Consider the following 22421-nt stretch of genomic DNA (forward strand, 5'->3'; position numbering starts at 1 on the left):
CTCGGATTACTCTGGCATGAGCCCTCCCTCCTCTGCGAACAGTCGTGTCGTGCAACTTTTGTCCGACACGGAAGCGGCGCCCCCGATCGTCGGTCAGCGTTCCAGGCCGGTGGTTGGCGTACTTACGAATCGCGATCTCCAAAGTCCTTGGGCGAGTACGCACCACTATGCGGCCGCCGCACTTCGCCGAGGCGGCGCCGACGTTAGGCATGTGGCTGGCTCCTTCGTGCGGGGCGCCAATTCCAAGGGTCTGATAGGAGCGATCAACCGTCGCGTTTTCGGCGTCCGCCCGACGTTTGATGTCGAAGCCTACCGAGCCGAGATTGAGAGAGACCTGACTTCAACGAAGTTTGATGTCTTGATCGCGCTGCACTCGTCTTCCGTCGTTTCAGCCATTGAAAGCTCGCCGCTACCCATCATCTACGTTACGGATGCGACAGCCGACCTGCTGCAAAGCTATTATCCGAATCGAATCGATCTTTCGGAAGCTGAGCTGCGTGCTATCCACGAGAGCGAGCGGAGAATGATCGCACGGGCGGACCGCATCTGCGTGCCGACCGATTGGGTGGCTGAGTCGGTCCTAAATCGTTACCAGGCCGAAACGCAGAAGGTCTCAATTGCCGAGTGGGGAGCGAACCTCCCCGCTTTCCCCGAACCGAACCCAACCTCGCTGCCCAAGGAAGGCGAGCCGTTGGAACTGCTGCTCGTAGGGCTCGATTGGCGTCGCAAGGGCGCGGATATCGCGGTCCGCACAGCGGACGTCCTGAACGCGGCCGGCATCGAAACTCGACTAACGGTAGTCGGCGCCAAGCTGCCACCCGACCTGCAGCGCCCGTACGTTCGGGTGCTCGGTCAGTTAAGCCGAATGTCTCGCAGTGAAGCGAAGCAGCTCGACGGACTTTTGCGCCGGACCACGCTATTGATCCATCCCGCAAGAGCCGAATGCTACGGACACGTGCTGTGCGAGGCGATGGCGTTTGGGGCGCCCGTTGTGGCGACCGATACAGGGGGGATCTCTCAGTGCGTCAAGCATGGACAGACGGGTATGCTGCTCCCTCCCGGATCTACGCCAGAGGAATTCGCCGAGAGCATCCTTTCGATCGTTTCTGATGGGTCACGCTACGCTGCAATGCGGCATGCGGCGGCAGCCGATTTTAGGGCTCGACTCAACTGGGATCGGTGGGCCGATCGCCTCTTAGACCTCGTCGCGGAAGTCGTTGACGTTCCACGCCAGGTTGAAGGATGCGGCGCGGAATCGACGGCGGTCGAACGTTAGCAGCACGATGAGAGTTCTCGTCTTCGAACCAAAGTTTGTCGGGCACTTCATTGGCTTTGCTCTGGCGGCGTGTCGCGCTTTCGTTGAGGTGGGTTGCGAGGTCACGCTAGCGCTGTCTCGTGACGCCCGGGGCAGCGAAGCCGCGTCGGTCAAGCTGCGGGACGTCCCCAAGGGCGTTCAGATCGACTACACGCTGGAAGTCCCCAAGGTCTATCGAAAATGGACCAACGCGCGACTCGAGTCGTCAGCGCTAGAGCAAGAGTTGGCTATCAGAGACCCCGATTGGATCGTTGCGCCGAGCGCCGACTTTTTGGCGCCGGGGCTCTTGCTGAATCGGCGGCTCCGCCAGCGAGTCGCCCGGTTGAAGGGCGCCGACTTCATCTTGCACAACTGCCGTCAAACCTACCCGCGCCCCGCGTTCCGCGAGCGTCCCGAGTTGTGGCTCGATCGATTGACGCTGAATCTCTTAGCTGGAATTCGCCTGCACACCGTCGACGAGTACGCACTGTCGGGGGACGCGGCGGGGAGAATGGCCGTCCTCGGACAACCCGTTCGCTTCCTGCCGCACTTTTTTGATAGACGAGCCGACCGCGTCGAGAAGTCGGAAGCTCGGCATCGACTAGGCCTCAACCAGGATGCTTGGTGGATCGGCTCAGCGGGCGACTTGGGACGACGCAAGGGGACTGAGTTGCTGATTGAAAGCTTTGCCGCAGTCGCTCGATCAACCGACGCGAACCTTGCGCTGTTTGGCTGCCTTTCAGAGAGTTCGCGGGACGCGATCAGAAAGGTCCCCCACTTGGTCGAAGCGGGCCGGATCGTGTTCCACGACCGCTTCGTGTCCGACTCTGAGTTTAGCGACTTCTTTCCGGCGATGGACGCGGTCTGGGTTGGCTATCCACGCCAAGTCGGCATGTCGAGCACGCTGCTATTCGCTGCGGACGCGATGAAGCCGGTGATTGCGATCGACTATGGAGGGGTTGGGTGGACCGTCCGCAAGTACCATCTCGGCGTCGTTTGCCGCGCGGACCGAGAGTCGGTGGTCTCGCAAATCAGATCGCTATCGACGCAGAAGCCGACTCGTGTCAACGACGAGGGCGTCAAACAGTTCCTAGAGACCAATTCGACGCCAAACTTCAATTGGGCCATCACGGCGGGCGTTCGGGCGGCGGACGCATCCTTGGATTCATCCATCACGACGAGGGTGATTGAATGACGCCTGACTCGCTGCGTAGCCCCAACTTTTTCCTTGTCGGCGCCGCGAAGAGCGGTACCACGGCGCTCGCTAAACACCTTGCTGGACACCCTGACGTCTTCGTCTCCAAGCCGAAGGAACCAAATTACTACGCCTTCCATGAAGGGGAACGCCCCTCCTGCAAAGGTCCCATCGATGAGAAGCGTCTTTACGACGTCTTGCTGAAGTACTCCGTAACCGAAAAGAGGGCTTACCAGTCTCTCTTTGCCGACGCGGGAGAGGCGACCGCTGTTGGCGAGGCTTCGGTAAGGTACCTGTACGAACCGTTTACGGCGGCTCGGATCGCGTCCGACCATCCCGACGCACGGGTGCTTATCATCCTGCGCGATCCGGTGGAGAGGATGCACTCACACTACCATATGAATCTGCACAAGGGCGTCGAACCCTTGGCCTTTGAGCGGGCCTTGAAAGCGGAAGACGACCGCGTCGCGGCGGGATGGGGGTGGGACTGGCACTACCGCCGAGTGGGCATGTACGCAGAACAAGTACGTCGGTTTGTCAATCAATTTGGCGAGGACCAAGTGCTCACCGTCTTCCACCGAGACCTTGCTGGCGAGCCGCTGGCCGTGTGGCGATTGGTCTGCGAGCATCTGAGGGTTAGCGCCGAATTTACTCCCGAGTTCCAGCAGAAGGTGTTGGTGGGACGGACCCCCCGCTCTCGACTGCTAAAACGATTAGTCTGGGACGACGGATTCGTGAAGTCGATGGCGCGTGCGTTGGTCCCTTCCGCCCTCCGCGATTGCGTTGCCAAGAGAGTCAACGCGGCCAACGTTGGCCGCGTCACCCCGCTCACGGTAGACGCCAAGAATAGACTGAGTCGTTTGTTCTCGGAAGACAAGCGAGAGCTAGAAGAAGTTCTCGGCAGGAGGGCGCCGTGGTGAGCGAGCATCTCTCGAACTACTCGGCGCGGGACTACGAAGTCGTCGATTACCAGACTTACGAACTTCCCGGATCGAGTCTGACTTTCCGCGGCCCCCCCCAAGAGCTGATCGACGGAGAGTACATCACTTGTCTTGGGGCCGCGCAGACCTTCGGCTGTTTCTGTGAGGAACCGTATCCTGCGCTGCTTGCCGAGCAGCTTGCCACCCCCGTGTTGAACCTTGGCTACGGTGGAGCGGGGCCTCGATTTTTCGCTCGACAACCGGCACTCCTGGAGATTGTGAACCGTGGTCGTCTCACGATCGTCCAGGTGATGTCGGGAAGAAGCGAAGATAACTCTCTTTTCGAGAGCCGCGGTCTTGAGAAGCTGACGCGGCGTCGTGACGGGAGGGAGATGGCGGCGGATGACGCGTGGCGCTCGGTCCTTGAACTTGACTATTGGTGGAAACTCGCTCCCATGGCGCGAGAATCGGCCCGCCGTTGGTGCCGTCGGCTAGCACAACCCCGCGTTCGACGTCTCGCTGCCGAGAACCTCGCCAACTACGTTGCCAGCTTCGACCGGCTCCTCGACCAGATCGAGACCCCCGTCGTCTTGCTCTGGTTTTCGCGACGGGAGCCGGCGTACGACCCGGGTTGCGAGAGCGTCGAGGCGCTCTTCGGTGCGTTTCCACAGTTGGTTGATCGCCCGACGGTCGATCACCTTGCCGCCCGGGTGGACGCCTACGTCGAGTGTGTCACCGAGCGCGGCATGCCGCAAACTCTGCTGAGCCGCTTTGACGGCAGTCCGGTCGAAATCGATCTCACCGTCGACCGAGCCGATTTTCGGGGCCGCGTATGGCGACAGAACAACTACTACCCGTCGCCCGAGATGCAGCAGGACGCCGCGATGGCGCTGTCCACCGCCATTGGCGGACTCGGCTTATCAAAACGATAACCGGTCTGAATTCCTCGGCGTACGGCCGGCATCCACCCCACATGACAAACGTTTCACATGCCTTGAACGGCCATGTACGATCGTAGGGCCAGAGTCGGGTCACCCGGCTCCTCGAAGCGGCCCACCTGATTCTGCCCACCTCGATTTGCCTCTCGGATGCTTAATGGTGAAAGAGCGATCTCCGTCGAAGCGCCCCAGCTTCTATCCGAGCGTCTCCGAATGGTTCAAGTCACGATTGATCCCGAGCGGGTCCCTCGAAGCGGCGCCGCGACGTCGCGGACGAGACTCTGGCAGGCTGTCGTTCGAGCCACTAGAGCTGCGCGCAATGCTGGCGGGCGACGCGCCGTTCCTCCCCGTCTTCCAGCTTGAGACCGTAACGGGCGTCGTCTCCGACCCGACAAGCGGTCACGTCTCGCTCTGGCAGGATCTCTCGGGGAACAGCAACGATCTGATCGGCACGGGTGAGTCGCAACCGACGCTCGGCTCGGTTCTGACACCGACCGGCCAGCCGGCGGTTCAGTTCGACGGCTTGGATGATCGTCTCATCCGCGCTCTGGACGACGGGCCGATCACAGGTCTGCCGGAGAGCAACGACGCTCGGACTCTCTTCTTGGTGGCCCAGTTCCATGACGCGGACGCGGCAGGCGGCGCTAGTTACGGCCGCTTCGGCAACTACAAGGCCTTCGGCGCCGGCGTGGATGGTCCCGGCGCGACGGAAGGAGATATCAGCCTCCAAGTATGGGGCCAAGGCAACGACTTGGTCTCCGCCGAGTCGGCCTACGGAGCCGCTGGGACGAACGGTTGGGTCGTCATCTCGGTTGTGCACAACAACGACGGCGCTAACCCGGCCGACAACGGTTACTTGTACGTCGACGGTCAGTTGGTCGAATCGTGGGATCAGCAACTCGACACCAAGCTCAATGTGACGACGTTGCTCCACGGCAAGGCGAAGTCGCGGATCGTCCTGGGCGAAGAGATTCGCGAACTCGGACACATCCAGATGGACGTCGCCGCGTGGCTGGTCTACGACGACGCGCTCGATCCGACCCAACGTGGGCAGGTCGAAGACTATCTCACCAACGTTTATCTGCATCCACTCGATCAGCCGCCAGTCACCGCTGACGACTCTTACTCGATTGCGAACGGCGCGATGCTGTCGTTGAACGTGCTCGTGAACGACACCGACATCGAGGGTTCGATTGATCCCACCACGGTGCAGATCGTCGACGCACCGACTCATGCAACCGTCTCGATCAATCCTACGACGGGAGTGATCAGTTATTCTCACAATGGCGGAGGCCAGCCCGATAGCTTTACCTACACGGTGCGCGATGTAGCGGGCAATCTGTCCAACCCGGCGACCGTCGCGATCTCGATTAGTGGCATGGACCAACCGCCGGTCGCGATTGATGACCGTATCCGGCTCGACGACGGGGCGACCATCGCAATCAGCCCGCTCGTCAACGATGGCGACGCCGATGGAACGATCGATGTCTCGACCGTAACCGTCACCAAATCGCCGACGCACGCGGCTTTGTTCTCTTATGACGCTCAGACGGGTAGTTTTACTTACCAGCACGATGGGAGCGGATTGCCCGACAGTTTCGAGTATCAGGTCCGCGACAACAGCGGCGTGCTGTCGAACGTTGCGGCTGTCTCGGTCGCTGTGAACTCCCACCCGCTTTCATTAGCGGGGTTCGCGGAGAACACCGTCTTTACGGGCTCGCAGGGAGTCTTTCTGCCGGTCGCAATCGATTTCTTGCCGGACGGAAGGTTGCTCATCCTGCAGAAGGACGGCGTCATCTTGATCGCCGACCCAAATAGCCGAACCAAGTCGGTCTATGCGACGCTAACCAACATTAATATCGACGGCGAACGCGGCTTGCTGGAGATCGCGGTCGATCCCGACTTCGATCCCGACTCCCCCGGCGAGGACCACATCTACCTCTATTACACGCCGTCGTCGCCGCAGCGGGCCCGGATCGCACGGTTCACGCACCAAGAGAACGCCGGTGGTCTGACGAGCACACTCGATACCGCGAGCGAATTTGTCGTCTGGCAGGACACCGATGGATACATCGCGTGCTGTCACTACGGCGGTGGGCTCGACTTTGGGCCAGACGGCAAACTCTGGCTGACGTCGTCCGATAAGTTCACGGCGCCAAACCCGGGCGAGGGGGGGTCGAACACCAATTTGCCGCAGGACCTAACCAAGGCGGGGGGCAAGATTATCCGCGTGAATCCCGACGGCACAGCGCCGGACGGAACGGACGGGTGGCCCGCGAATCCCTTCGTTGATCCGGCCGACGACGACCCCGACTTGCCCGGCAATCAGCAATACCACGACTTCATCTGGGCGTATGGCCTCCGGAACCCGTTCCGCGCAAGCTGGGACCTCGAGACGGGCCGCTTCTTCATGGGCGAGGTTGGCGGCAACGTGCAGTCGTTCTCGTATGAGGATGTGCATGTTGCGACGCTGGACGACGCCGGCGCCAACTTCGGATGGCCCAACTACGAAGGGCCGGGGCTGCTTGCCTACGGCGAGCCGGCCGTCCACTCAACGCCCATCTATAGCTACGCCCACAACAACGCCGGCGCCTCGCTGACGGGCGGCGAGGTCTATCGCGGCAGCCAGTTTCCGGCCGAATGGCAGGGCGTCTACTTCTTCGGAGACTTCACCCGCGACACGATCCGGTACTTGACCTTCGACTCGGTCGGGAACGTTACGGGCGATTTCGACTTCAAGCCGACCACCCAAATCCCCGGCGACGCCGACCAGATTGTCTCGATCACGGTCGCGCCCGACGGCGCCCTCTATTACGCCCTGATCGACGGCCGAATCCGCCGGACGACGTACACAGGCGGGAACTCGGCGCCATCCATTGGCTCGGCGTCCGCCGACGTGTTGGCGGGGCCGTCGCCTTTGACCGTTACATTCTCGGCGTCGGTCAGCGACCCAAATGGCGACCCGCTGACTTACGTCTGGCAATTCGGCGACGGACAATCGGCTACCGGCGCGGTCGTCTCGGGGCGTGCCGATATCGTCCATACCTTCACATCGGACGCCATCTTTACCGCGTCGCTTGAAGTCACGGACGGACTATCGACGGTTTACTCGGCCCCCATAACTATCCGGGTTGGACAAGACAACGTTCCGCCGGTGATCGAAACGTTCACCGCGGCTCCGACTTTTGGAACGAGTCCTCTTGACGTGACGTTCGCGGCAAGTTTCTCGGACCTTGAGGGCGACGACCTCACCTACGAGATCCTCTACGGCGACGGCCAAACCAGTGGGGTGCTGCCGGTTCCGGAGAACGGCCAGGTGAGCCTGACTCGCACCTACAGCGAGGATGGGTCGTTCAACGCCCGTGTCCGAGTCAGCGATGGCGTTGAGACAGTGACTTCGGCCACGGCGCCAATCTCGGTGGGTCAAACGCAGTTGCCGCCAGTGACGCAAGGCCTTGTTGTCTTGCTCGAGTCCGACATCAAGCTCTCGGTGAGCCAAGGAGATATTGTCGCCGCCTGGCTCGATGGCTCAGGGAGCGGCAACAACCTCGACGCGTTCGGCGACCCACGCCTTGTTTTCAATGCGACCCCCGGCGGCCAGCCCGCCATCGTCTTTGACGGCGATGGCGACAAGCTCGAACGACTCGCGACGGAGCAATTGAACAACCTGCCGGGCGGGTCCTCGGACCGAACCATCTTCACGGTCGTTCAGTACGTCGATATGCAAGGGGTGACTGCCGGTGTCGTCTACGGCCGAGATGGCGCCAACCGGGCCTTCGGCTTGACCGCCAACGGCAGCGGAAACCTGACGGTTCAAGGCTATGGGCTGGCGAACGATTTTGTCTCGGGCACGGCGGGAGTCGGTGCGGGATGGCTCACGCAGTCGGTCGTTGTTTCGGGCGGCACGGCGTCGCAGTACAAAGACGGCGCCCTGCTCGGGACGTTCAACCACACCTACAACACCGTCCTCACCGCTAATGATTCGCGGATCGTAATCGGTGAAGAGATCGGCGGGCTCGGGTACAGCCAGATGGCGATCGGCGCGATGCTGGTCTATGACCGAGCGCTGACTCCGTCGGAGCGAGCCGCGGTCGAGGGGTACCTGAATGCCAAGTACTTCATCGGCAACTCGCCCCCCGTCGCCAGGAACGATAGTGGTCTGGTTGCCACCGGCGCCGCGGTCTCGATTGACCTGTTAGCGAACGACAGCGACTCCGATGGCGTTCTGAATCCATCGACCGTCCAGGTCGTCACGGCGCCGGCCCACGGAACGGTGACGGTCGATCCACTGACAGGTATCGCAACGTACCAGCACGATGGCGGTTCGGCGGTCAACGATACGTTTACGTACCGAGTCAACGACGAGGTCGGGATCCCCTCGGGGACGGCGACCGTATCGATCACGATCGTTCCGGGCACGCAGACCGCCGAGAACCAGGCAGTGGTCCGCTGGCACGGCGATTACTATCAGTATCTTTGGAACTCGGCCTACCCCGGGGGGGCGCCGAAAGAGATCCTGGAGAACCGTTGGTTGCGAGGCGGACCGGCGGCCGGGTCGCAACTCTCGCAGCAAGACTTGGATCTCGATAACGATGGTTCGTTCGACGACAGCGTTGTCTATTTCGACTTCAGTCTCAGCGAGCCACTCAACCCGCTCTCGACGACCAGCAAGCCGGGCGGCAACGTCTACCACGACGACATGCCGAGTGCGACGTTCTACGGGGGGCTTAGCGCGAGCTACTACAACTACGAGACCGACCGCGTCCAACAGGCGTTTATCGAGAACGACGGCGCCGGCGGCGCGCTGGACGACGTCGGCTACCCAAGCCCCTACACCGGGCCCGAGTATGCCGGCTTACAAGCCTACGTCGATCAGGTGCAGAACGACGACGGCCGCTACAAAAAAACGCACGTCGGCCCGCAAGAAGACTTCGCGATCAACCTCTATCGGCCCGACCTGCCGCACCCGTTGGACCCGAGCGACAATCCGTCTGACAACTTGGTGACCTTTGCCGCCGCGTTCCTCTGGAAGAAGGAAGACTTCCTTGCGGGCGGCGCCTCGCAGCGGGTGTCGCTCGATGGTGATTCGTCGTTCTCGTTCGAGTCGACGCGGTGGTGGGATAACGTTGGCGAGGCGCGCTGGATTCTCCAAGATCAGACGGGCCAGCTCTACATCAGCGAGTACTTCGTCTCGGGCCAACAGGACAACTGGGGGCACACCAACGAGTTCGTCAATCCGTTGGGCTCGCGCTGGGCGGAATACAACGTGGCCGGGTCGGACCTTGCTTTCGACTCGAACGCAGCAAGTTGGATTGACCCCGTTGCCGCGGGCTTGTTCAGCGATATCCAGGCGGTTGGCGTCTTCATCGCCCAGCCGACGCCATCGAACCAACTCACCAAGTTTTCCCTCGATGAGATCACCTTCAACGCCGTTGTCGGCGAGGCCGCTGAGACAACGGGCGAAGTCCCAGTCACCAGTGGTCTAGTGGTTGACCTGAACGCGGGCGCGGGGGTCGTCACGGGCAGCAGCGGCGGAGTAACCGGTTGGCTTGATTCATCGGGCAATGGCAACGACCTCCAATCGGCGGTTGGCGAGGGTGAACTGGTATCGGGGGCCACGCCGTCGGGTCTCGATGCGATCCACTTGGACGCCGGCGAGGGTCTCTTCCGGGATGGTTCGGTCGACGCCCTCAACGGCGCGCCGCTGGGGGCGGCCGACCGTACGTTGTTCTTTGTCGTTCAGTACACGGGGGCGACATCGTTCGGCGGCCTGAGCTACGGTTCGGCGACGGACGGATTTGGGCTTGGCGTGACGAGCGCCGGCTCGCAGGCTCTGCTGGCTGGGTCCAATGTCATCACAACGGGCGCCCCGGGCGTGACGGCCGGCTGGCTAATTCAGTCGGTCGTCGTAAGCCAAAATGGCTACAAGCTTTACAGCGATGGTGTCCTGATCGAGCAGGGGGTAGAGCTTCTTAATACCTCCGCAGAGCAGCTTGCCATTGGGGCTTCGCTTGACGGGGTCGGGGGAGCGGGGCTCGACGTCGCGTCGGCGCTCGTCTTCGATCGGGCCCTCAGCGAGATGGAACGCCAAGAGATGCAGGCCTATTTGCACAACCGGTTCCTGTCGCCCTCCTAGCCGTTAGGCGGACGGGCGCCAGCAATACAGGGTGAAATCACCCCATTACCCCCGATTCATTGACATTTGCCTGTCGGACCAAGAGAATACGCCAGTCGTACTGCGGTCAGGAACAGGCTGCGGTAGCGCCACATGCTCGTCGACTTGCTCATACACCTGGAGATGTTCTCATGGGACGGATGTCCATCGGCGGATCTTTTCTAGCGGCTTTGGTGGCACTCGGCTCGGCCGCGCAGGGCGAGATGATCGAGGCCCGAATCACGACCGGAATCGACCCCGGTCAGTTCTTTTCCGCGGCGTCGGGTTTCGTTAACGGCGCTTCGACACACACCAACACGATTTCGTTCTCCGATGGGTTGGTGCAAGCCGACTTCACATTGACGGCCGCGGCGTTCGGCCCCGGCGGCGTTCCGGCGAGCCTCAACGTTGCAAACGCGGCGGGCGTGAACACCCTCGGGGTTAGCGGCAACAGCCAGGTCGAAACGGGTGAATCAATCAAGTTTACTTACGACTCGGTGACCTACACCATCGTCGGCGTTCCGCCAGCGGGCTTAACGGTCGATCCATCGACGTTCACCGCGTCGGTCAGTTCGATCGCCTTGGCCGCCTTTGAAGTTGGGACCGACACGTTCACCTACATGGGCATCGGCTCAGGTGGAGCCACAGGGGACGACACCGGCGTGCTCACCCTGAGTCCCACGGTGATTACGCCTGGTGACATGTCGACGATCACCGGCGACAGCGGCTCCTTCCGAGTGCTCTACCTCAGCAACAGTGTCGGTTACGGCTTGCGTCCGGTTCCCGAACCGACGACCGCCGCCTTGGCGACGCTTGTCACGTTCGGGCTGATTGGTTGCCGCCGCCGCTAGAGCGACGCGACGCCGTCAAGAACACGATCGCGGCAGCAAGACAATCGTGCATGAGAGGGCCGGCCTTGAGAGGCCGGCCCTTCGTTTTTCACGCGCGGCGGCGTTCTAGGGCCCCGACGAGGCCCACCTGTAGCAAGACGATCGCCAGGGGTTCGGGCACGGCGATCGTCGTTCCGACCGACTGGCCGTAGTTGGCGGTCCAGACCGTGTAATCGCCTGCATCGACGGCCCCGCTGAAATCGCCGTCGGCCCTCAAGTCACGTGACGAGTTCAACGTGTCACGCCAGACGGTGTAGTCAGCGGCGTCCACGGCGCCGTCTCCGTTGTAGTCGCCACGCAGGGCGCCGGGGACGAGCGAGAAAACGACGCCGGCATTGGCGCCCCCTCCTGTCGATGTGACGCCGTAGAGCCGATCGCCGTCGTAGCTCAATCCCGCGCCGGGGGTGCTGCCATCGACGCCACTGAAAGCGTGTTCGATTCGGCGCTGCGATCCGTCCTCGTTGATCGAGAACACGACGCCGCTGTCAGACGGGCCGCCTGACTGGGCCACACCGTAGAGGCGGCCATCGACCACCGTGAGCGACCCCTGGGGCGTGGCTCCGTCCTCGGCGCCGCCAGAGAAATCGTAGATCCGCTCGTACCCCTCGCCGTCGAGGCCGAAACGGAAGACAGCGCCGAGCCCGTCGGCGCCCCCTTCTTGCGTCACGCCATAAAGCCAGCCGTTGTGATTCAGGAGGGACCCCACCGGGGTCTGGGCGTCGTCACTGAATCCAAAGCCATGCATGACTGAAAACGCCGGGGTCGCGCCGTTGAGCGTCAGGCGATAGAGAATTCCTCCCTCGAACGCGCCGCCGAAAGAGGCGACCCCCCAGAGGGCGTCATCAACCAGCGTCGGGGCGGCGGCGAGCTCTTCTCCCTCGGAGCCGTTGCCCGCCAAGGAGTGCAGGAGGGTGAAGCCAGAGCCGTCCGGCGCAATCGAATAGAGCGCGCCCTCGGTCTGGGTCGAACCAAAGAGTGCCGATCCGAATAGGGCGCCACCTGACGAGACGAGGCTGCCCACAGGGGCCACCGCCGGTGCGACATCCATGTCAAACTCGTGGACGAGCGAATAGCCGGCGCCGTTCAGACCAATCCGATATATCACCCCGTCGAACGCGGCGCCGCCGAACTGGGTGGTCCCATAGAGTTGTGAGCCAACCACGGTGGGCGATCCGGCGGGAAGGCTCCCTTGCCCAAGCGGGTCGCTAACCGCGTCAAAATCGTGGAGCTTCGTAAACAAGCCGCCGCTCAGATCAAGGCGAAAAAGGACCCCTGTCCCGGAGTTGCCCCCCTCGGACGTGACCCCATAGAGGACGCCGGAATCGAGCACGGGGACATCAAGGGGGGCGCGGCCGCCAAGCGTTCCGTCAAACTCATGGAACAGGGTCACCGCTCCAAACGCCGACGCCGAGACGGCGAGCCATGCCGCGATGAAGCAACGAAGTCGGATCATCGTCTAAGGAGTTTACCTTCGGCCGGCGCTGTACCGATCGAGTCGCTGTGACAAGCGACGTCACGACCCAAGAAACAGCCCCTTCGCATGGAGGACACAGCCTCTTCAGACTAGCCGGACCGTCGCTCGGGGGCAACGAAAAGTCGAGGACAACGCCCCCATGTTGCGCCTTATGCGGATCGGGTTTGAGCCCCGTTCTTACGACCCGCGTCGGGGCGTTGTAGCCAGAGGGGGTGAGACCCAAAGCAAACTGCCGGTGCGGTTGACCGCTCCGCCGGTGTTACCGCGGAGGCTGCCGCCGCGAATCCCAACGAAAGAAGTAGTGCGAGGTGTCGCGGTAGACGCTATTGGGCGCGGCTTGACGATACCACGCCGACTGTCCCGTGGGTCTCGGCTCGTCGTCGGCGCGAGCCGATCGGAGCGAATCGATCTCGCTCGCTTGTAGCGACAAGACCTCCGCCTGTCCCTGCGTGATCGCAGCCTGGCGTTGCTGGGGGCGGATGACGCCATAGTAGCTCGAGACCAAACCGGCCGAGTCGTTGGTCAGCGCCAAGTAGCGGCTCGTCGTCGGGGTGGCAGGGACGTAGCGGGGGACAGTAGTCCGGCGTGACGAGGCCGGCCGCTGGGCTTCCACGATCCCCGGGATGAAGAGCCCGATGGCGACTAGGGCCAAGGTGGGGGCGGCCAACGCCGGGGCGCCAACGCAGCGTCGAATGGCTTTCACGCGAGGCTCCCTGCTATCGAGTTACGGGGCAGACGACACGGTGTTAAAGGGCGCCGTTTGCACCGATTGGCCGGTCGAGGCGGCGCCGGCACCCTCTCCGATTATACCGTCCGGCGGGGCGCGCCGCGGGGCGGGTTCCACCGCCTGAACCGAATGATCGGCTGCGAAGCCTACCGGACTCGCCCCGGGTCGATCGATTCCCCCGCTTCACGCTTCCGGTTCTGCCGGCGGTGAGGGTTCTTCGGCTTGTGCCGCAGCGGACATTAGAAATTGCTCGTGCGGAGTGTAGTCCTTCTAAGAGCTGCCGGGTTGGCGCCGATACTCCGCTAAGAAGCGATTGTGCTCCCGCTACGATCAGCACATTCGAAGTACGCCTCTGCCTTGGGTGACGTCTATCACCATGACATCGATACGAACGAAAGCCTTGTGCCTCGCCTTGCTGTTGCCCCTTGGGTCAACAGGATGTCAGTACAAGAAACCTTTCTCGGCCGACCCGGGGCCGGCGATCGCCTATCGACTGCCGCCGCGCGAGCTGCGGAAGACTTCGCTTCCGCCGTACATCATCGAGCCACCCGATGTGCTGACGATCGATGCGGTCAGCCTCGTGCCCGTAAGTCCGTACTTGCTCCGTCCGCTCGACGTCGTGCAAGTCAGCGCCACCGGCTTGCCCGAGGAGTTGCCCCTCCCCGGCGACGGTCGGTTTCAGGTCGGCATGGACGGGACACTCGTTCTTGGCGGCGGGTACGACATGGTGACGCAGGGTGACGCCCGCGTTTACTCTCCGCTGCATGTTGCGGGGATGCCCCTTCCCGCGGTGCGTGACGCCGTGCAGAAGCGGCTTGAGCAGATCGCTCGCAAGCCGGACGTTTGGATGACGCTCGCTCAGATCGCGCCACAACAGGGCGTCGCTGGAGAGCACCTCGTCGCCCCGGACGGCACGATCAATCTTGGCGCCTACGGACAGGTCCGCGTCGTCGGGCTTACCCTCAGCGAGGCGAAGGCGGCGGTCGAGTCGCAATTATCGACACGCTTCGAGCGTCCCGAAGTCGCCATCGATGTCTACGGGTACAACAGTAAGGTTTATTACGTCGTGACCCAGGGCGCAGGACTCGGCGACCAGATCGTCCCGTTCCCGGTCACCGGCAACGAGACGGCGCTCGACGCGATCAGCCAAGTGCAGGGATTGACCGGTAGCTCGTCGACACGGATGTGGATTGCCCGCCCCGGCAAAAACTCGTGCGGCGGCGACCAGATCCTGCCCGTCGACTGGCTCAGTATTACGCAACGCGGCGACACCACGACAAACTACCAGTTGTTGCCCGGCGATCGCATGTTCATCGCGGAAGACAAACTGGTGGCTTTCGACACCGGTATTGCGAAGCTGATCTCGCCGGTTGAACGCGTCCTCGGTGTGACGCTGCTTGGCACCCAGACGGCCAAGCAGATCCGATTCTTCAACAACCCGAACGCTCGGTCGGGCGGATTCTAACCGCTCGGCAAAGCCCGGCGCCCGCGCCGCTGCATTGTGGCTCCGCTTTATTCTCCACCTAACCGCGATCTGGCACTTACAGGCATCGAGCGACGTATGAACCGCTTTCATTCCGTCACGACTACCGTGCTCGCCATTTCGCTGACGGCGGTCACCGGCTGCAAGATGTGCAAGTCCAACACGTGCTGCCCGACAGACGCACGACGAATGGTGCTCTCGTGCGCCGGTGAGGAAGCCGTGCGTCAGGGGCCTTGCGGACCGGACGCATCGTACTATGGCTACCAGTCCACCTGCTGGGAGTCGTGGCCCAGCAATTGGGAAGAGCACGAGCGTCAGCGTTGCTACGAATGCCAAACCTGTGAGACCGAAGCGCATCTCGCCACACCGACACCGGCTGCGAACTACGAAGAGAGCGTGTTTGGGCCGACGACGTCTCCGCTGATCTTGCCGAGGAAGTCGGAGGCGCCTGTTGAGGCGCCGTCAATCGAGATGGTCATGCCGGCCCCGCAGGCGGCAATCAAGCAGCCGGCTAAGCCGAAGCAGCTTCCTCCCGTCGAAACGCGGATCTGCCCGCTCTTCGAGTCCCCGACACCAAGCCCGGCAGCGATGGTCGCCAAGACGCCGGAAGCCGGGTCGCAGCCTTCGTCTTCGAAGGCGGTTGCGATGAGCGAGTACTCCCTCATTCTTGAGGCCTTTAACCCGCCGGCGCCCGCGCGCTAGCTTCCTGAGGCGAGTCGACGAGACTCTGTGCAGGAACCTCGCGGGTCACCACGGGCGATACGGTCGGAAATACCGCTGCAACCGGGCGGGCGGCTTGAATTCGCCCGGTCTCGATGGGGTCTGATATCAGGGGACCGTGGGCGGCGACATACGGTTGACGGGCGCCAAATTCCCCGTCCCGCCGGTCTCACGTGTCGACAAAAGCTCTCACTATCAGGACGCCGTGTCCCGAAAACACCGGGGGCCGGGATCATCTTGCCGTAGGTGAGCCAAGCTATCGGCTGCTCCGGCAACTCGGAGTCGGGTCGTATGGAACGGCGTACCTCGGCGTTGATACCGAGAAGGGGGAGCCGCTCGAGGTCCGCCGGTTGTTTCCGACGCTTTCGGACCGACAGCGACAATCCCTCGAAACGCGGACCCGCTTAATCGGCATTCTACGCCACGGGTCAATCCGACGCGTGCGTTTGTTTGACGCGAGGGGCGCTGAGCCCGCGTTGGTCCTCGACCACGGCGGCGACCAAACGTTCGCTGACAGGGCGGGTGGCGAGAAGTGCGTTGCGACTCCGACTGAGATCCTCGGTCTGTTATTGGAGGTCGCCGACGCCGTCGCCGAGGCGCACCACTTCGGGCTAACTCACGGCGCCCTACGCAGCGACACGATTGGCGTCGTTGACGGCGCGCCCCGGCTCGAATTCACCGGCTTCGCCGTCGCCACAGAGGCCGCCGATGCTGAGCTGGGAACGCACGAGTCCAAAGCGGCAGACGCGTGCGCGTTCGCCGAGCTGATTGCCTGGGCGCTTGAGCGAGCTGGTGTCGAAGAGTTCTGCCGTGACGCGTCGCACCGCGAGGCGGCCCGGTTGCGGCAGCTAATCGCTCGTCAGTTGGCGCCGACCGGCGATCAGCCACCGATCGCTCTTTACGCAGAATGCCTGCGTTCGATCGTCGCTCCCGAAGGGGTCACCGAGGCTCGCCAGGCAGCCGAAAATACAGCTGAGATCCCTCGCGTCCCTGTTGATGTGCTCGATAGCGACACGACGTCGGAGATGCCGCCGTCACTCGCTTCCTCCGACGGAACGCATGAAGTCGATCTCTCCAGGCCAGCGTCGCTGATAGTTGGCCGGAATCGTGAACCCGTCGTGGGAGATCGACTCGGTCGCTTCCAGATTGAGCGTAAGCTCGGCGAGGGGGGGATGGGCGCCGTCTTTAAAGCGATTGACCTCGGCTCGGGCGAGCCAGTGGCAGTCAAAGTGCTTAGCCAATCCGCAATGCTACGCGGTAACGCCGTCCGGCGCTTCGCGAAAGAGGCCCGGCTCCTCGCGTCACTAAACAACCCCCACATCACGAACCTAATCGAGGTCAGTGAGGAGGAGGGGCTGCATTTCATCGCCTTGGAGTACGTCGACGGCATCGATGTCGGACAGGTGCTGCGGAACCAGGGCCGACTCAAGGAGCGGGCCGCGCTCTCGATCGCTGCCGACGTGGCCCTTGCGCTGGTTGACGCCCATCGGCGGGAGATCGTTCATCGCGACATTAAGCCCGAGAACATCCTGCTGGTCGGATGCAAAGGCGGGGACAAGATTGGCGACCCGCCTCCCCGCGCCAAGCTAGCCGACTTTGGCATCGCCCGGCACATCGATCAGTCAGAGTCGCTCGCCGTCACGCAGGCGGGAGCTCTGCTCGGGACACCCAAGTACATGTCGCCGGAGCAGTGCCGGGGACGAGGAGACGTCGCGCCACAATCGGACGTTTATTCCTTGGGCGTCACGCTCTTCGAACTTCTGGCTGGCGAGGCGCCGTTTGTCGCCGATGACCCGATGGCGCTCGCCGGCAAGCACTGCTTCGACGCGCCCCCTGCGCTACGAAAGCTCGTCTCCGACCTGAGTGAGCCAACCGCCGAGCTGGTAGCCAAGTGCCTCGCGAAACGTCCGGAGGATCGTTTTGCCGACGCCGATGCTGTCTTAAAAGCGATCGATCGTTTGCTGCGTGGCGAGCCAACGCACGCGGCTCAACGGCCGCTTTTGCCGTCGCACGACGCGTCACGTGTGATCGGATCGACAATGACTTGGCGGATGGAATCGTCCGCCGACTCCCTCTGGCCTTACGTTTCGAACACCGAGCGACTGAATCGCGCGATTGGGCTGCCGCCCGTCGAGTACCGCACCGTCAACGACCCCCAGCTAGGAGTACGCCGCTTCGCTACGATCCGGATCGCGGGGTTCGCGATGTCTTGGGAAGAGCACCCGTTCGAGTGGGTCGAGGGGCGCCGCATGAGCGTCTTCCGCGAGTTCTCGGGAGGACCCTTTCAGTGGTTCATCAGCACCGTCGAACTCGTCCCCGACGCCGAAAGCGGCTGTGAGCTGCGCCACACCATCAACATCCTGCCACGCAACGCCATCGGGAGATTGATTGCGCGCGTCGAGACAGGATCGAAGTGCCGTCGCTCGCTCGACAAAGTCTATCGCCGGATCGATGAGACCCTGGCCGCCCAGAAGTGTGGTGTTCTCAGCGACGCCTTCGAGGCGACGCCACGGCTTAAGAGGCGCCAGCAAGAACGATTGGTGATCGGCGAGCAGGCCCTGGTCACCGAGGGGGTTCCTCGCAGTTTGGCTGAGACGCTCGTCCGCTTCCTGCGCGAGGCGCCGGACCAAGAGGTCGCCAAGATCCGTCCGGTCCGACTTGCACGTCAACTTGGCGTCAATGAGGACGAACTCCTCGACACCTGCTTACGGTCGGTGTCGCAGGGGCTGCTCACCCTGCAGTGGGACCTACTCTGTCCGACTTGCCGCGTCGCGGCGGACGCCCAATCCTCGTTACGAGAAATCAAGTCCCACACGCATTGTGAAGCGTGCGACCTTGACTTCAAGTCGGACGTCTCCGGAGCGATCGAATTGGTCTTCCGAGCCCATTCGGAAGTCCGCGACGTTTCCGTCGGCCTGTACTGTATCGGCGGGCCGTGGCACGCGCCGCACGTTGTGATGCAACTCCGCCTCGAGCCGGGCGAACGTGTCGAAACCGAGCTTGCTCTCACGCCGGGCGATTACGTGTTGCGGGGGCCGCGTCTGACGCAGGCCTATTCGATTCGGGTCGCATCCACGGGGGCGCCAAGCTGCCAAGAGTTTGTCCTCAAGGAGGGAGGCGAGCTTGACCGGACTTACGTCCTCCGTGCGGGGGGGCAGTCTCTCTCGTTTGAGAACACCCACCCTTCACAGCAATTGGTGCGGCTGGAACGTACGATTCCCCGTGACGATGTCTACACCGCCGCGCGGGCGTCGGCGACGCCGAGGTTCCGCGAGCTCTTTCCTGCCGAAGTGCTTGAGTCTGGCAGGCTGGTTGCAGCCGAGCAAGTGACCATGCTCACCGCCTCGATTCCTTCGATTGACGAACTCTACAACTCGCGAGGCGACGCCGAAGCGTATTCACTCGTTGAGCGGCACCTCTCCGAGTGTGGGGCTTCGATCCGTAGCCACGGTGGAGAGGTGGTGAAGGTGATTGGCGAGACCATCGTGGCGTCGTTCAACAACGCGCGTCGCGCTGTCGAGGCGGCTTTCGACCTCGCCACTCGCCGCGATGGCGAGCGGCTCACGCTAGCGGTTGGCGTCCATCGGGGACCCGCCCTGGTGACCACCGCCAACGATCGTCTCGACTACTTCGGGGCGACCGCTCGGCAAGCGACGGCACTTCCCTCCGTAGCGGGCGAAGGGATTGCGCTGACGGAAGCGGTTCTTGCCGAGCCCGAAGTCGCTGGTTGGTTGGCCGGCGAGGGCCGGGTGGGAAAGGTGCGGATAATCGACCTGCCTGGTAAATCGGGGCAAGTTATTCAGTTCTATGAGAGTGCGTAACGCGATGACAACGACAGCCCACAAGATTACTTGCATCGGCTACTGGACGTTAACCGAGTGTCGGGACGACGGCGCGGCGGGTCAGAGCCTGTCGATCCCTCCGGATCCAACCCTCATCGGCCGGACCGCCGAAACGCCGATCACACTCGGTTGCTCAAGCGTGTCGAAGCGACACGCGGTGATCGGCATGGAGTTCGGACGGCCTGTTCTGACCGACCTCGAAAGCACCAACGGGACGTACGTCAACGGCCGCCCGGCGAACCAGACGCCGCTAGCCGACGGGGATGTCGTCCAGTTTGCGTCAAAGGTGTTCCGGGTCGGCAAGCCGGGGACGGCCGAGATGGGGGCGACGGCGGAGGGAGGTTCGTTCTCGTTTGCGGCCGCGTTGTTGCAATTTGAGGAGCTGATGACAGGCGCGGGCGTGGCGCCGCACTTCCAACCGATCGTACGCCTGCCCGACGGTCAGATCGATGGCTACGAGCTGCTGGCCCGCAGCAACTTGGAGGAACTGCGGAGCCCGGCGTCGATGTTCTCGACAGCGGCCCGCCTTGGGCAAGAGTGCGCTCTCAGCGAGCTGATGCGTCGCGAGGGGGTCCGTGACGCCCTGCGACTCGCCGACTGCGGCAATCTGTTCGTGAACACGCATCCCAAGGAAATCATTCAAGACCGGTTCCTTGCGTCGCTGGTGGAACTGCGTGAACTCGCGCCACTGCTACCGATCACGATTGAGGTGCATGAGTCGGCGATCACTGATAGCGAAAGCATGCAACAGTTCCGGCAAGTCCTGAACGGTCTCTCGATGCAGCTCGCCTACGATGACTTCGGCGCCGGGCAGGCGCGGCTTGATGAGCTCAGCGACGCGCCCCCCGATTGTCTGAAATTCGACATCAAACTCATTCGCGAGCTCGACAAGGCGACCAGTGCGCGGCACGGGATGGTCACGACGCTTGTCTCGATGACCCGCGAACTGGGCGTGACGCCGCTGGCCGAAGGGGTTGAGACCCTGGAAGAGGCTCAGGCCTGCTATGAGGTCGGATTTGAACTGGCGCAAGGCTACTTCTTTGGACGTCCGAGCGCTGCGACCCTGCTCAGCAAACCGTCGCGATGAGGTCGCTCTCACATCGTGTCTCGGAGCCGGTATCCGTCTGGGTTCGAGCCGCCGCCCCGCGAGGCTTTCGCCGAGAAAAGGCTTGTCCCTTAAAAGTGGCCTCGGTTTGAGACGCCGCCACGTCGCCGCCATGGTCGAGAATCTGCGTGTTTAGCACCGTCAAGAAGATCGCTAGACCCCGTCAGCCGGGGCCCAACCCGAAGACGTAGAGAAGCGGAGGTGCGACCGCCGTGTTAACGTAGCAGTTGGCGGAAATATCAGCCGCCTGGAAGCTGCATGCCGGTTGCTACTCATCAGGGATCTCTCGATGCCGACTGCCCCTCACGCGGCTAGTCTATCGCCGTCTCGTCAACGTTTTCGCGTCGGTGCGCTGTGCGCCGTATTCGCTTCCGTCGTCGCAATGGCGACGGCCGACGACGGAGCTTTGAGCGGAGTTCGACATCGCCTCGTCGTGTCTTCTGATATCGGCGGCACCGACCCCGATGACATCCAGTCGATGGTCCACCTGCTGGTCTACGCCGACCTCTTCGATATCGAGGGGCTTGTGTCGTCGCCTTACGGTCCCGGACGCAAGCATCACATCGGATCGGTTATCGACGCCTACCAGCTCGACTACCCGAATCTTCGATCTTACGCCAAGAATTATCCCTGTCCTGAAGCTCTGCGAGACCTCTGCAAGCAAGGGGCAATCGAATCCGCCGGTCAGTCCGGGGTCGGCGCACCGACGGAAGGCTCGGAGTGGATCATTGAGTGCGCACGGCGCGACGATCCTCGTCCACTTCAGGTGCTTGTTTGGGGTGGGATGGAAGATTTGGCGCAAGCACTCCACGATGCGCCCGACATCCTGCCGAAGCTGAGGGTCTACTTTATCGGGGGGCCCAATAAGAAGTGGAGCGTCAACGCCTATAACTACGTCCAGAGCGATCACCCGACGCTCTGGATGATCGAGGCAAACGCCACTTATCGTGGCTGGTTTGTTGGTGGCGATCCGACGGGTGAGTGGAGCAATAGCGGCTTTGTACGCCAGAATGTCGCAGCGCATGGCGCGCTGGGGGAGACGTTTGTTCGGGCCAAGGCGGATCTGAAAATGGGGGACACCCCGTCGGTCGCACGACTGCTTCGGGGCGATTCGAACGACCCCACTGAGCCAAGCTGGGGCGGCGCGTACGCGCCAATCTGGGACGGTCGCAAGACTCTCTTCAATCGGCTCACGACCGAACGCGACGAAGCCGAGGTCTTTGGGGTGGTTGAGTTCGCATTGCCGACACCCGAGGGGTATTCCTCCAGCAACACCGCCGAGATGTTTTTCGATCGCGGGCAGCCGGCGTCGGTAGGGGTGAACGAGGGCGCCCACCTTCGTTTCCGCTTCTCGCCGCGCGACGCAAAGGTCTGGCCCTACTTGATCAAGAGCGACTTTACCGGACTCGATGGCCAGATAGGCAAGTTCGTTGCAACGCCTCCGCCTGTAGAGCGATCGAGCAAACCCTCCCGTACCCATCCCCACTGGTGGATCGACGACCCCAACCCTGAGCTAGCGGAGGGCGTGCATCCTGGCGCCAGGACCGTCAGTCGTTGGCGTAGAGATTTCCTCCGTGATTTCGCCGCGAGGATGGATCGCTGTCAAAGTCTCAAGGACGGTAAGGCAACGTCCAGTCGGCCATCCCTCCCTTGATAACGCTTCTCGACGTCACAACGCA

At 62.5% G+C, this 22421-nt stretch carries 13 protein-coding genes; 11 read left to right on the forward strand and 2 right to left on the reverse strand.

What is annotated here, in order from left to right:
• Window positions 1-211 precede the first annotated feature (211 nt).
• The 6 genes from Pla108_RS08625 to Pla108_RS08650 all read left to right on the forward strand — a co-directional run bounded on the left by Pla108_RS08625 (window position 212) and on the right by Pla108_RS08650 (window position 11352).
• Window positions 212-1276 carry a glycosyltransferase family 4 protein gene (locus tag Pla108_RS08625; RefSeq protein ID WP_197526399.1) on the forward strand — a complete coding sequence of 355 codons (1065 nt, stop codon included), beginning with the start codon at window positions 212-214 and terminating at the stop codon, window positions 1274-1276.
• Between the two features lie 7 nt (window positions 1277-1283).
• The gene (locus tag Pla108_RS08630) at window positions 1284-2489 is read left to right on the forward strand and encodes a glycosyltransferase (RefSeq protein ID WP_146444542.1); all 1206 of its coding nucleotides are present in this window, start codon (window positions 1284-1286) and stop codon (window positions 2487-2489) included.
• On the forward strand, window positions 2486-3409 hold the full coding sequence (locus Pla108_RS08635; protein ID WP_146444543.1) for a sulfotransferase family protein: 924 nt from the start codon (window positions 2486-2488) through the stop codon (window positions 3407-3409). Before Pla108_RS08630 ends, Pla108_RS08635 begins: the two co-directional genes overlap by 4 nt.
• Window positions 3406-4341, forward strand: coding sequence for a DUF6473 family protein (locus tag Pla108_RS08640; protein ID WP_146444544.1), 936 nt, complete (start codon window positions 3406-3408; stop codon window positions 4339-4341). Before Pla108_RS08635 ends, Pla108_RS08640 begins: the two co-directional genes overlap by 4 nt.
• Window positions 4342-4507: 166 nt before the next feature.
• On the forward strand, window positions 4508-10483 hold the full coding sequence (locus Pla108_RS08645; protein ID WP_197526400.1) for an Ig-like domain-containing protein: 5976 nt from the start codon (window positions 4508-4510) through the stop codon (window positions 10481-10483).
• Between the two features lie 170 nt (window positions 10484-10653).
• Window positions 10654-11352: a hypothetical protein gene (locus Pla108_RS08650; protein WP_146444546.1), complete on the forward strand. Its 699-nt coding sequence runs from the start codon at window positions 10654-10656 to the stop codon at window positions 11350-11352.
• 88 nt (window positions 11353-11440) lie between these two features.
• Here Pla108_RS08650 and Pla108_RS08655 read toward each other — a convergent pair whose 3' ends face one another.
• Both Pla108_RS08655 and Pla108_RS08660 read right to left on the reverse strand, forming a co-directional pair.
• Window positions 11441-12844, reverse strand: a complete 1404-nt coding sequence (locus Pla108_RS08655; RefSeq protein WP_146444547.1) for a choice-of-anchor tandem repeat GloVer-containing protein — start codon at window positions 12842-12844, stop codon at window positions 11441-11443.
• A gap of 280 nt (window positions 12845-13124) precedes the next feature.
• Window positions 13125-13568 (reverse strand): hypothetical protein, encoded by a 444-nt coding sequence (locus Pla108_RS08660; RefSeq protein ID WP_146444548.1) that lies wholly within the window; start codon window positions 13566-13568, stop codon window positions 13125-13127.
• Between the two features lie 424 nt (window positions 13569-13992).
• Between Pla108_RS08660 and Pla108_RS08665 the strand changes: the two genes are divergently transcribed.
• The 5 genes from Pla108_RS08665 (at window position 13993) to Pla108_RS08685 (ending at window position 22396) form a co-directional block, all read left to right on the forward strand.
• Window positions 13993-15057 (forward strand): polysaccharide biosynthesis/export family protein, encoded by a 1065-nt coding sequence (locus Pla108_RS08665; RefSeq protein WP_197526402.1) that lies wholly within the window; start codon window positions 13993-13995, stop codon window positions 15055-15057.
• Window positions 15058-15153: 96 nt separating this feature from the next.
• Window positions 15154-15777, forward strand: a complete 624-nt coding sequence (locus tag Pla108_RS08670) for a hypothetical protein (RefSeq protein WP_146444550.1) — start codon at window positions 15154-15156, stop codon at window positions 15775-15777.
• Between the two features lie 458 nt (window positions 15778-16235).
• Window positions 16236-19616, forward strand: a complete 3381-nt coding sequence (locus Pla108_RS08675; RefSeq protein ID WP_146444551.1) for a protein kinase domain-containing protein — start codon at window positions 16236-16238, stop codon at window positions 19614-19616.
• 4 nt (window positions 19617-19620) lie between these two features.
• Window positions 19621-20724 (forward strand): EAL domain-containing protein, encoded by a 1104-nt coding sequence (locus Pla108_RS08680; RefSeq protein ID WP_197526403.1) that lies wholly within the window; start codon window positions 19621-19623, stop codon window positions 20722-20724.
• 307 nt (window positions 20725-21031) lie between these two features.
• Window positions 21032-22396 (forward strand): DUF1593 domain-containing protein, encoded by a 1365-nt coding sequence (locus Pla108_RS08685; protein ID WP_231934393.1) that lies wholly within the window; start codon window positions 21032-21034, stop codon window positions 22394-22396.
• Window positions 22397-22421 lie beyond the last annotated feature (25 nt).

Origin of the sequence: Botrimarina colliarenosi, from assembly GCF_007859955.1 — a bacterium.
GTDB lineage: Bacteria > Planctomycetota > Planctomycetia > Pirellulales > Lacipirellulaceae > Botrimarina > Botrimarina colliarenosi.

Coding starts and splice junctions, on each gene's coding strand:
- Pla108_RS08630 (WP_146444542.1), top strand. CDS start 1,284: ATGAGAGTTCTCGTCTTCGAACCAAAGTTTGTCGGGCACTTCATTGGC.
- Pla108_RS08635 (WP_146444543.1), top strand. CDS start 2,486: ATGACGCCTGACTCGCTGCGTAGCCCCAACTTTTTCCTTGTCGGCGCC.
- Pla108_RS08650 (WP_146444546.1), top strand. CDS start 10,654: ATGGGACGGATGTCCATCGGCGGATCTTTTCTAGCGGCTTTGGTGGCA.
- Pla108_RS08655 (WP_146444547.1), bottom strand. CDS start 12,844: ATGATCCGACTTCGTTGCTTCATCGCGGCATGGCTCGCCGTCTCGGCG.
- Pla108_RS08670 (WP_146444550.1), top strand. CDS start 15,154: ATGAACCGCTTTCATTCCGTCACGACTACCGTGCTCGCCATTTCGCTG.
- Pla108_RS08680 (WP_197526403.1), top strand. CDS start 19,621: ATGACAACGACAGCCCACAAGATTACTTGCATCGGCTACTGGACGTTA.
- Pla108_RS08685 (WP_231934393.1), top strand. CDS start 21,032: ATGCCGACTGCCCCTCACGCGGCTAGTCTATCGCCGTCTCGTCAACGT.